The 12,868-nt window shown below is 70.3% G+C and carries 1 protein-coding gene (running past one end of the window); it reads left to right on the top strand.

Translation table 11 applies throughout. The features are described from left to right. Positions 1 to 12,868 carry the 3' portion of an amino acid adenylation domain-containing protein gene (locus ACZ9C1_RS06885; RefSeq protein ID WP_476253793.1) on the top strand. It extends 1,667 nt beyond the left edge of the window, so the window shows 12,868 of its 14,535 coding nt (coding positions 1,668-14,535); its start codon lies off the left edge, out of view; its stop codon occupies positions 12,866 to 12,868.

Below are 12,868 nucleotides of genomic sequence, written 5' to 3'. Positions count from 1 at the left end.
GGCCGTGGCCCAGGCCCATCCGCAGGCCCTGGCCGCCACCTGTGACGACCAGTCGCTGAGTTACCAGCAGTTGAATCGGCTCGCCAACGCCCTGGCCCATCAGCTGATAGGCCTGGGCGTGCGCCCCGACGACCGGGTGGCGGTGTTCGCCCGGCGCGGCCTGGACACCCTGGTCGGCCTGCTCGCGGTGCTCAAGGCCGGCGCCGCCTACGTGCCGGTGGACCCGGCACACCCCGACGAGCGCGTGCGTTACCTGCTGGATGACAGTGCGCCAGTGGCCGTGCTGACCCAGCAGGCGCTGCGCGGCCGCCTGGGCACAGGCGCGGTGCCGGTGCTGGCACTCGACCAGCCGGACTGGCCGGCGCGCTGTGACGATCCCCAGGTGAGCGGCCTGAGCCCGGCGCACCTGGCCTATGTGATCTATACCTCAGGCTCCACCGGCCAGCCCAAGGGGGTGATGGTCGAACACCGCAACCTGAACAACCTGGTGGACTGGCACTGCCGCGCGTTCGACCTGTGCCAGGGGCGTCACACCTCGAGCCTGGCCGGCTTCGGCTTCGACGCCATGGCCTGGGAAGTCTGGCCGGCGCTGTGCGCGGGGGCGACCCTGCACCTGGCCCCGTCCAGCGAAGGCCACGAAGACCTTGACGCGCTGCTGGCCTGGTGGCGCGCCCAGCCGCTGGATGTCAGTTTCCTGCCCACGCCGGTGGCCGAGTATGCCTTCAGCCACCAGCTCGAACACCCGACCCTGCGCACCTTGCTGATCGGCGGCGACCGCCTGCGCCAGTTCAACCGCACCCAGACCTTCGCCGTGGTCAACAACTACGGCCCCACCGAGACCACCGTGGTGGCCAGCTCCGGCGTGGTGGAGGCGGGCGGCGCCCTGCACATCGGCGGCGCCGTGGACAACGCCCGCCTGTACGTGCTCGATGCGTACCTGCAGCCCGTGCCCCTGGGTGTGCCCGGCGAGCTCTACATCGGCGGCGCCGGGGTTGCCCGCGGCTACCTGGACCGTGCGCAACTGACCCGCGAACGCTTCCTCGACGACCCGTTCAGCACGACACCCGGTGCACGCATGTACCGCACCGGCGACCTGGTGCGGTGGCTGGCCGACGGCACCCTCGATTACCTGGGCCGCAACGACGACCAGGTGAAGATTCGCGGCGTGCGCATCGAACTGGGTGAGATCGAAAGCCGCCTGAACGGCTTGCCGGGCATCGGCGAGGCGGTGGTGGTGGCCCGCGAGGACCAGCCCGGCCAACCGCGGCTGGTGGCCTACTTCACCGCCCAGGCGGGCCTGGAACCGGCCCAGCCTGAGCAACTGCGCGGGCAGTTGCTGGCCCATCTGCCGGAATACATGGTGCCGGTTGCGTATGTGTCGCTGGACGCACTGCCCCTGACTGCCAATGGCAAGCTCGACCGCCGTGCGCTGCCGGCGCCAGAACGTTCGGCCTTGTTCGAGCGCACCTACGTGGCTCCCGAAGGCGAACTGGAAGAGGCCCTGGCCCAGGTGTGGGGCGAGCTGCTGCACGTGGAGCGGGTTGGCCGGCATGACCACTTCTTCGCGCTGGGCGGGCATTCGCTGCTGGCCATGCGCATGGTTTCCCAGGTGCGGCTGCGCCTTGGCGTGGAACTGGCCCTGGCCGATCTGTTCGCCAATCCCGAGCTGGCGGCGGTGGCCCAGGTGCTGGCCGGCGCCGGGCGCAGCGAGCTGCCAGCGCTGGTCGCGGTGCCTCGGGAGCAACCCTTGCCGCTGTCGTTTGCCCAGCAGCGCCTGTGGTTCCTCGCTCAACTGGAAGGCGGCAGCCAGGCCTACAACGTGCCGCTGGCGTTGGGCCTGCGCGGAACACTGGATGCCGACGCGCTGGAGGCCGCCTTGCTGCGCATCGTCGCGCGCCACGAGAGCCTGCGCAGCCGCTTCGTGCCCTGTGGCGACAGTGCCGAGGTGATCATCGCCGCGCCCCCGCAACCCGGCTGGCTGCAGCGCCGGACGCTGGCGCCGCAGGCACTGGCCGGGCACCTGCGCGACGAGGCCTCCGCCCCCTTCGACCTGACGACGGGGCCGTTGCTGCGGGCCAGCCTGCTGCGCCTGGGTGAGGCGCACCATGTGCTGCTCCTCACCGTGCACCATATCGTCGCCGATGGCTGGTCCCTCGGCGTGCTGACCCGCGAATTGAACGCGCTGTACCCGGCGCTGCGTGAGGGCAAGGACGACCCGCTGCCGGCGCTGGCCATCCAATATGGCGACTACGCCGTGTGGCAGCGGCGCTGGCTGGCCGGTGAGCAACTGCAACGTCAGGCCGACTATTGGCGCCAGGCCCTGGACGGCGCGCCGACGCTGCTGAACCTGCCCAGCGACCGGCCACGACCGGCGCGCCAGGATTTCAGCGGCGCCAGCCTGGCGCTGCAGCTGGATGCGCGCCTGGGGGCCGGCCTGCGGGCCTTGGCCCAGCGACACCAGGTGACGCTGTACATGGTTATGCTCAGCGCCTGGGCCGCCACCCTGGCCCGGCTTTGCGGGCAGGCCGAGGTGGTGGTGGGCTGCCCGGTGGCCGGGCGCGGCCGCGCCGAACTGGAGCCGTTGGTCGGCCTGTTCGTCAATACCCTGGCCCTGCGTATCGATACCGCGGGCGCGCCGAGCACCGAGCGCCTGCTGGCGCAGGTCAAGGCCCGCCTGCTCGACGCCCAGGCGCACCAGGACCTGCCCTTCGAGCAGGTGGTGGAGATCGTCCGGCCGGCGCGCAGCCTCGGCCATACCCCGCTGTTCCAGACCACCCTCAACTGGCTGGCCACCGAGGGCGCCGCGCCGACCCTGGCGGGGCTGCAGCTGGAAGGCGTGGAACAGGTCGGCCAGGTAGCCAAGTTCGACCTGTCGCTGAGCATGGGCGAGCAGGGCGAGGCACTGGTCGGCAGCCTCGAGTACGCCACAGCGCTGTTCGATGAAAGCACCGTGCGCCGCTTCGCCGGGTATCTGGACAGCATGCTGCGCGCCATGGTGGCCAATGACCAGGCGCCGCTGGCCGAGGTCGAACTGGTGGGCGGGGCCGAGCGCAAGCGCCTGCTGGACACCTTCAATCGCAGTGCCCTGGCGTTCCCGAACGGGCAGACCGTGCATGGCCTGATCGAGGCCCAGGCGGCCCGCGCACCGCAGGCACTGGCCGCCAGCCAAGGCGACATGCCCCTCTCCTATGGCGAGCTGAACCTGCGCGCCAACGCCCTGGCCCATTACCTGATCGGGCAAGGTGTCGGCCCCGACGAGCGGGTGGCCGTGGTGGCCCGCCGAGGCCTCGACACCCTGGTGGCGTTGCTTGCGGTGCTCAAGGCCGGTGGCGCCTACGTGCCGGTGGACCCGGCGCACCCGGACGAGCGGCTGCGCTATCTGCTCGAGGACAGCGCCCCGGTGGTGGTGCTGGCGCAGCAGGCGTTGCTGGTGCGCCTTGAAGGGCTGGGCGTGGCGGCGCAGGCACTGGACAGGCCGCACTGGCCGGAGCGTGCGGACAACCCCGAGGTCGCCGGCCTGCAGGCCAGCCACCTGGCCTACGTGATCTACACCTCCGGCTCCACCGGCCAGCCCAAGGGCGTGATGGTCGAGCACCGCACCCTGGCCAACCTGGTGCACTGGCACTGCAAGGCCTTCGAGCTGGGCGCGGGGGATCACACCGCCAGCGTCGCCGGCTTCGGTTTCGACGCCATGGCCTGGGAAGTATGGCCGGCGCTGTGCGCCGGGGCGGTGCTGCACTTGCCACCAGCGCAGTTGGGCAACGAGCAGCTCGACGGTCTGCTGGCCTGGTGGCTGGAGCAACCCCTGAAGGTGGCGTTCCTGCCGACCCCGGTGGCCGAGTACGCCTTCACCCAGGGGCTGCGTCATCCGACCCTGCGCACCTTGCTGATCGGCGGCGACCGCCTGCGCCAGTTCACTAGCGACCCCGGCTTTGTCGTGGTCAACAACTACGGCCCCACTGAGGCGACCGTGGTCGCCACCTCGGGCCTGGTGCTGCCGGGCGGCGTGCTGGACATCGGCCGGCCGATCGCCAATGCCCGCGTGTACCTGCTGGATGATGCGCGGCAGCTGGTGCCGTGCGGTGTGGCCGGCGAACTCTACGTGGGCGGAGCCGGTGTGGCGCGCGGCTACCTGAACCGCGCAGACCTGAGCGCCGAGCGTTTCCTCGAAGATCCGTTCAGCGAGGTGCCCGGCGCACGCATGTACCGCACCGGCGACCTGGCGCGCTGGAATGCCGACGGCACCCTGGACTACCTGGGCCGTAACGACGACCAGGTGAAAGTGCGCGGCCTGCGCATCGAACTGGGGGAAATCGAGGCGCAGCTGCTCGCCCTGGAGGGGGTCGCCGAAGCGCTGGTGGTGGCCCGCGAGGACCAGCCCGGGCAGCCGCGGCTGGTGGCCTACTACATTGCCGGCGCCGAGGCGCAGCCGGTCGGTACCCTGCGTGCCGCGCTGCAACAACGCCTGCCGGCCTACATGGTGCCGGCGGCGTGGGTACAACTGGATGCCTGGCCACTGACCGCCAACGGCAAGGTCGACCGCCGGGCCCTGCCGTTGCCCGAGCGCGAAGCGGACAGCCAGGCCTACGAGGCCCCGGCAGGGGCCTTGGAGGTTGCCCTGGCCGAGCTGTGGTGCGAGCTGTTGCAGCTCAAGCGGGTGGGGCGTCAGGACCGCTTCTTCGAGTTGGGCGGTCATTCGCTGCTGGCCATGCGCATGGTGGGCCAGGTGCGCACGCGGCTGGGCCTGGAACTGTCGCTGGGCGAGCTGTTCGCCGACGACCGCCTGCTGACGGTGGCGGCGACCCTGGCCAAGGATCGCCACGACGTGCTGCCGGCCATCGAGCCGGCGCCGCGCGGGCAGTCCCTGCCGCTGTCGTTCGCCCAGCAACGGCTGTGGTTCCTGGCGCAGATGGACGATGCCAGCGCCGCCTACCATATTCCCCTGGGCCTGGCCTTGCGCGGCCCGCTGGACCGCGAGGCCCTGGAGCGGGCGCTGGAGCGCATCGTCGAGCGCCACGAGAGCCTGCGCAGCCACTTCACCCAGACAGGCGCCGAGGCGCGGGTACGGGTGGCGCCCGGACGGGGCGGCTTCGCCCTGGCCTGGCATGACCTGCGCGGCGCGGCGCAGCAGTTGCCCGAGCTGATGCAGGCCGAGGCGATGCTGCCATTCGACCTGGCGCACCAGCTGCCGGTGCGCGGCCGCCTGCTGTGCCTGGCGGCGGACCACCATGTGCTGTTGCTGACCTTGCACCATATCGTTGCCGACGGCTGGTCGATGGGGGTGTTCACCCAGGAGCTGGCGACGTTGTACCAGGCCTTCAGCGAAGGCCGCGACGACCCGCTGCCGGCGCTGGCGATCCAGTACGGCGACTACGCCCTGTGGCAGCGTCGCTGGCTGAGCGGTGAGGCCTTGCAGCGCCAGGGCGACTACTGGAGCCAGGCCCTGGCCGGTGCGCCGGTGCTGCTGACCCTGCCCACCGACCGGCCACGACCGGCCCGTCAGGACTACCTTGGCGACCGCGTAGAAGTGCGCCTGGATCGGCGCTTGAGCGAAGACCTGCGGGCGCTGTGCCTGCGTCATGGGGTCACCCCGTTCATGCTCTTCGCCGGCGCCTGGGCGGTGTTGCTGGCGCGCCTGTCCGGCCAGGCCGAGGTAGTGATCGGCACCCCGGTGGCCAACCGCCGGCAGGCCGAGGTCGAGGGGCTGATCGGCTTGTTCGTCAACTCCCTGGCGCTGCGCATCGATACCGCCGGCAGCCCCGATGTCGGCGCGCTGCTGGCCCGGGTCAAGGCCTGCGTGAGCCAGGCCCAGGACCATCAGGACCTGCCGTTCGAACAGGTGGTGGAACGCTTGCACCCGCCGCGCAGCCTGGCCCACACACCGCTTTACCAGGTATCGCTGGCGTGGAACGGTGTGCCGGGCGAGGCCCTGCGCCTGGGTGGGCTGCAGCTGGAGGCGCTGGGTGGCACGCAGACCTTCGCCAAGTTCGACCTGACCCTGAGCCTGGGCGAGACCGCCGACGGCTACGGCGGCGCCCTGGAGTTCGCCACCGCGCTGTTCGACCGGGCGACCATCGAGCGGCACCTGGGTTACCTGGAGCAACTACTCTGGGCGATGGCGGGCAGCGACCAGGCCGTGCCGGCGAAGGTCGAGCTGCTCGGCGCCGCCGAACGTCGCCAGGAACTGGTGGCCTGCAACGCCAGCGAGCGGATCGGCGGCCTGCAGCAACCGCTGCACGCGCTGTTCGAGGCGCAGGTGGCGCGTACGCCGCAGGCCATCGCGGTGCAGGCCGAGGACGGGCAACTGACCTACGCCGAATTGAATGCGGCGGCCAACCGCTTGGCCCACCGCCTGATCGAACAGGGCGTGGTCGCCGACAGCCGGGTCGCCGTGTGCCTGGCGCGGGGGCCACGGTTGCTGGTCGGGCTGCTGGCGGTGCTCAAGGCCGGTGGCGCCTACGTGCCGCTGGATCCGGGCTACCCGGATGAGCGCCTGGCGTACATGCTCGAAGACAGCGCGCCGCTGGCGTTGCTGGTGGATGCCGCCAGCAACCGGCGCTTCAGCGACAGCCCGGTGGCGCGGCTGGACCTCGACCAGCCGGACTGGACCGAGCAGTCGCCGGACAATCCACAGGTGCCGGGCCTTGGCGCCCGCCACCTGGCCTACGTGATCTACACCTCCGGCTCCACCGGCACGCCGAAAGGGGTGATGGTCGAGCACCGCAGCCTGTGCAACCTGGTGCACTGGAGTTCGCGGCTGATCGCCCCGAGCGCATCAGGTGCGCTGCTGCACAAGACCCCGGTGAGCTTCGATGCGTCGGTATGGGAGCTGTTCTGGCCGCTGTGTGCCGGCCTGCGCCTGGTGCTGGCGCGCCCGGATGGCCAGCGCGACCCGGACTACCTGGCGGCGCTGATCCAGCGCCAGCGGGTCAGCGTGGTGCAGTTCGTGCCCGCACTGCTGCAGCAGTTCCTCGCCCTGGAGGCCAGCGCGGCCTGCGACAGCCTCACCGATGTGGTTTGTGGCGGTGGCGAGCTGACTTCGGCGTTGCTGCGCCAGTTGCGCGAGCGCCTGCCGCAGGTTCGGCTGCACAACGTCTACGGCCCCACCGAGGCCACCGTCGACTGCTGCGTCTGGACCCTCGAGCCCCGGCAGCCCGTGCCCGAAGAGGCGCCACCGATCGGTCGGCCGATCGCCAACACCCGCCTGTATGTGCTCGACAGCAACGGCCTGCCGGTACCGCGGGGCGTGGTGGGCGAGTTGTACATCGGTGGTGTCGGCGTGGCGCGTGGCTATTTGGGCCTGCCGGCGCTGGAGGCCGAACGTTTCGGCGCCAGCCCGTTCGTGGTCGATGAGCGCCTGTACCGCAGCGGCGACCTGGTGCGCCGCCGCGCCGATGGCGAGCTGGAATTCCTTGGTCGCAACGATTTCCAGGTGAAACTGCACGGTCTGCGCATAGAGTTGGGCGAGATCGAGGCCTGCCTGGCCAGCCATCCGGGTGTGCGCGAAGTGGCGGTGCTGCTGCGCGGCGAGCGCCTGGTCGCCTGGTTCACGGCCGACGATGCGGTGCCGGGCGTGGCGGTATTGCGCAAGCATGCCCAGGCGCGCTTGCCGGACTACATGGTGCCGTCGGCCTATGTGGCATTGCCGGCCATGCCATTGACGGCCAATGGCAAGCTCGACCGCCAGCGTCTGCCCGACCCTGGTGCCGACGCGGTGCTCAGCCGTGCCTACGAGGCGCCGCAAGGCGAGGCCGAGCGCCATCTGGCGGCGCTATGGGCCGAGTTGCTCAATGTGCCGAGGGTAGGGCGCCAGGACCATTTCTTCGAGCTCGGTGGCCACTCGCTGCTGGCCGTGACCCTGATCGCCCGCTTGCGTGCCGAGGGCCTGGACGCGGACATCCGCGTGCTGTTCGCCGAACCGACCCTGGCCGCCGTGGCCGCGAGCCTGAGCCAGCATGGCGGAAGCCGGGTGCCGGCCAACCGCATCGGCAGTGATTGCCGGCGCATCACGCCGGACTTGCTGCCGTTGGTGGCGCTGGAGCAGTCGCACATCGAGCGGATCGTCGATCAGGTGCCTGGCGGTGCCGCCAATGTACAGGACATCTATCCGCTGGGGCCGTTGCAGGCGGGGATCCTCTATCACCACCTGGCCAGCGAGGGTGACGATCCCTACCTGCTGCAGGCGCGTTTCGCGGTGGCCGACCAGGCCCGGTTGGAGGCGTTGCGCCAGGCGCTGGACCAGGTAATCGCCCGGCACGACATCTTGCGCTCTTCGTTGTACTGGGAAGGTCTGGCGCAGCCGGTGCAGGTGGTATGGCGCCAGGCGGCGTTGCCCGTGCAGGAACTGGCCGCGGATGAGCCGATCAGCCTGCGCCTGGACCTGACCCGCGCGCCGCTCCTGCGCCTGGTGCACCGCCAGGACCCGAGCAGCGGGCGGATCACCGCCACCTTGCTGTTCCACCACCTGGTCATGGATCACGTGGCCCAGGACGTGTTGCGCGCCGAACTGGAGGCCTGCCTGCTCGGCGAGCAGCTGCGCTTGCCGCCGCCGGTGCCGTACCGCAACTACATCGCCCAGGTGCTGCAGGGTGCCGGCGAGGCCGAGCATGAGGCATACTTCCGCGAGCAGTTGGGTGATATCGACGAGCCGACCCTGGCCTACGGTCCGCATCCGCTGGCCCACGCCGACGCCGTGGCCGAAGCCCAGCACTGGCTGGACGACGAGCTGGCGCGGCGGGCCCGCGAACAGGCGCGGCTGCTGGGTGTGGGCGCGGCCAGCCTGATGCACCTGGCCTGGGGCCTGGTGCTGGGGCAATTGTCGGGGCGCGACAGCGTGGTGTTCGGCACCGTGCTGCTTGGTCGCCTGCAGGGCGGTGAAGGCATGGAGCGGGCCTTGGGCGTGTTCATCAACACCTTGCCGCTGCGCCTGGACGTGGGCCGCCTGCCGGTACGTGAGGCGCTGCTCGACACCCACCGCCGGCTGACCGGGCTGTTGGTGCACGAGCATGCGCAACTGGCCCTGGCGCAGCGCTGCAGTGCCTTGCCGCCCGGTGCGCCGCTGTTCAGCGCCTTGCTCAACTACCGCCACAGTGCCGCCGCGCTGGCCCATGACACTGCCAATGGGCGTGCCTGGCAGGGCATCGAGCTGCTGCATGCGCAGGAACGCAGCAACTACCCGCTGGCCCTGAGCATCGACGACCTCGGGGAGCGCTTCAGCCTGACCGCGCAGTGCGCGGCGGGCCTGGACGCCCGGCGGCTGTGCGGTTACCTCGAGCAGGCTCTCGCACACCTGGTCGAGGCCCTGGCACATGATCCCGAGCAAGGCCTGGAGCGGCTGGACATCGTGCCGGCCGAGGAGCGTCGTCGATTACTGGATTACAACGCCACGCAACGCGCCTACCCCAGGTCGGTGCCCGTGCACCGCCTGTTCGAGCAGCAGGTGGCGCGCCATCCGTTGGCGCTGGCGGCGCTGCATGACGAGCGCCAGCTCACCTACGCCGAGCTCAATGAGCAGGCCAACCGCCTGGCGCACTGGTTGATTGGCGAGGGGGTGGCGGCCGGCGATCATGTGGCGATCCTGCTGCCTCGCTCGCTGCCGTTGCTGGTCGCGCAGTTGGCCGTGCTCAAGTGTTCGGCGATCTACGTGCCGCTGGATATCAACGCCCCGGCCGAGCGCCAGGCGTTCATGGTCCAGGACTGCCAGGCCGCGGTGTTGCTGACCCTTGGCAGCCTGGCCGCGGATTGCGAGGCGCGGCGCATCGACCTGGACTGCCTGGCGCTGGACGAGCAGCCCACGCACAACCCGGGCCTGGCCCAGGAGGCCGACGCGGTGGCGTACGTGATGTACACCTCCGGCTCCACCGGCACGCCGAAAGGGGTGCGGGTGACCCATCGCGGCATCGCCCGGCTGGTGCTGAACAACGGCTATGCCGACTTCAACGCCACGGACCGTTTCGCCTTCGTCGCCAACCCGGCGTTCGACGCCGCGACCATGGATGTCTGGGGCGGCCTGCTCAACGGAGGCCAGGTGCTGGTGATCGATCACCAGACCCTGGTCGAGCCGACGCAGTTCGCCGCCGCCCTGCGCCAGGGCGGCGCCAGCGTGATGTTCGTCACCACGGCGCTGTTCAACCAGTATGTGCAACTGATCCCCGAGGCGTTGGCCGGGCTGCGCATCCTGTTGTGCGGCGGCGAGCGCGGCGAGCCCGCCAGCTTCCGCGCCTTGTTGGCCCAGGCGCCGCAGTTGCGCCTGGTGCACTGCTATGGGCCCACCGAGACCACCACCTTCGCCACCGCCAGTGCGGTGCGGGCGGTGGTCGACGGCGCCGAGCATGTGCCGATCGGCGGCCCGATCGGCAACACCACGGCCTATGTCCTCGATTGCCACGGGCGCTTGCTGCCCGAGGGCGTCACCGGCGAACTGTACATCGGCGGCGACGGCGTCGCCCTCGGCTACCTGAATCGTCCGCAGCTGACCGCCGAACGCTTCCTCGACGATCCATTCGCCGCAGGTGCCGGGGCGAGGTTGTACCGCACCGGTGACCTGGCCCGCTGGCGCGAGGATGGCCAGTTGGAATGCCTGGGCCGCACCGACGACCAGGTGAAGATCCGCGGCTTTCGCATCGAGCTGGGCGAGGTCGAGCAACACCTCACCCAGTGCCCGGGCCTGGAAGAGGCCGTGGTCATGGCCCTGCGCCTGGAGCAGGGGCCGTTGCGCCTGGTGGCGTGGTACACCCGTACCGACATGGCCCTGGACGGTGCGGCGCTGCGTGCTTTCCTGCGCGATCGGTTGCCGGAGTACATGCTGCCGGCGGCGTTCGTCGCACTTGAGGCGCTGCCGCTGACCAACAACGGCAAGGTCGATCGTCGGGCCCTGCCACTGCCGGGCGCGCAGGACCTGGCCGTGGCGGTGTTCGAGGCGGCGGTGACGCCGGTGGAGCAGGCCTTGGCGGCGCTGTGGGCGCAGGTGCTCGAGGTCGAGCGGGTCGGGCGGCATGACAGCTTCTTCGAACTGGGCGGGCATTCGCTGTCGGCGATCCGCCTGATGGGCGAGATGCGCCAGGCTGGCCTGCACATGACCCTGGCCCAGTTGTTCCAGCACCCGACCATTGCCGCCCTGGCGCCGCTGCTCGACGAGGTGGCGGCTGAGGACGAGGCGCAAGGCCTGCTCACGGTGCGTGCCGCAGGCAGCCAGCCTGCGCTGTTCCTGATCCATGAGTTCAGTGGCCTGGACCTGTATTTCCCGGTCCTGGGGCGGCATATCGAAGGTGATTTCCCTATCTATGGGCTGGCCGGCGTCGCCGTCGGGCAGGTGCAATTGAACACCATGGAGTGCCTGGCTGCGCGCCTGGTGCGGCAGATTCGCGCCGTGCAGCCACACGGGCCGTATCGCCTGGCTGGCTGGTCGTTCGGCGGTGTGCTGGCCTACGAGGTAGCGGCGCAATTGCTGGGCGCGGACGAGCCGGTGGCCTTCGTCGGCCTGATCGACACCTACGTGCCGCGCCTGAGCGACCAGGGCAAGGCGCGCTGGCAAGGGCCGCATCTGGTGCAAGCGCAGTTGCTGCTGCATTGCCGCGTGCACTGGCAGGCGCAGGGCGAGGCGGGGGCTACGCAACTGGCCGAGATCGAGGCGTTGCAGCCGGGCGCATTGCCCTTCGAGGCACTGCTTGCCCACTGCCGTGAGCGGCAGTTGCTGGTGCCCGGCCTGGCCCAGGCCAGCGATGGACAGTTGCGTCACTTCTTCGAGCGTCACCTGGCCCATGGCCATGCCCTGGCTCACTATCGCCTGGCGCCGTTGCCGGTGCCGCTGCACTTGTTCATCGCCGAACAGCGCAGCGCCGGTATCGTCACCGACAGCCCGAGCCTGGGCTGGGCCGAGGCCTTGCCTGGGCAGGAGCTGAAGTGCCTGAGCGTGCCGGGCGATCACCAGAGCATGGTGCAGGACCCGCAAGCCGCCGTGCTCGGCCAGGCCATCGCCCAGGCGATGCAGGCCGCGTCGGCGCTCGCGCCGGCGGCGCACCAGCCGCTACTGGCAATCCAGAGTGGCGTGCCGGGCCATGTGCCGGTGTTCTGCGTGCCGGGCGCCGGCGACAGCGTGACCAGCTTCATCGGCCTGGCCGAGGCGCTGGGGCCGGACTGGCCGGTGCATGGCCTGCAGGCGCGTGGCCTGGCTGCGGGTGAAGTGCCCCATTGCTCGGTCGAGGTGGCTGCGGCGTGCCATGCCCAGGCCATCGAGGCGCTGTACCCCGAAGGACCGTTGAACCTGGTCGGGCATTCGTTCGGTGGCTGGGTGGCCCATGCCATGGCGATACGCCTGCAGGCCAAGGGGCGCGAGGTGCGCTCCCTGACCCTGATCGACAGCGAGGCGCCGGGCGCGGGGGGCAGTTGCGGCAAGCCGTACACCTTTACCCAGGCCCTGCAGCGGCTTGTCGAGTCGTTGCAACTGTCCACCGGCAAGACGTTGGGCATCGAACCTGTAGCCTTCGCTGAAATCGACGATCAGGAACAGCTGCGTCAGTTGCACGCGGCGATGGTACGGGTCGGCCTGATGCCGTCGCGCTCTTCGCCGCAGGCGCTTGAGGGCGTGGTGCGAACCTTCGCCACGGCGCTGCGCACGGTGTATCGCCCCGAGGGTGGATTCGATGGTCTGGCGCGGCTGGTGCTGGTGGCCGATCCGAGCCTGGACGCGGCCGGCAACCAGGGCGAGCAACAGGTGATGGAAGACGGCTGGCGTGAATGGCTACCGCAGTTGGAGGTGTGGCAGGGGCCAGGCAACCATTTCAGCATCCTCAAGGTGCCGGATGTGTTCAGCCTGGCCGCCTGGTGGCATGACGGGCAGGCCCTGTATCACAGCAGGGTGAAGCAGTAA

This window comes from Pseudomonas sp. TE21435 (genome assembly GCF_056279265.1).
This window is presented reverse-complemented; position numbering and strand designations above follow the sequence as displayed.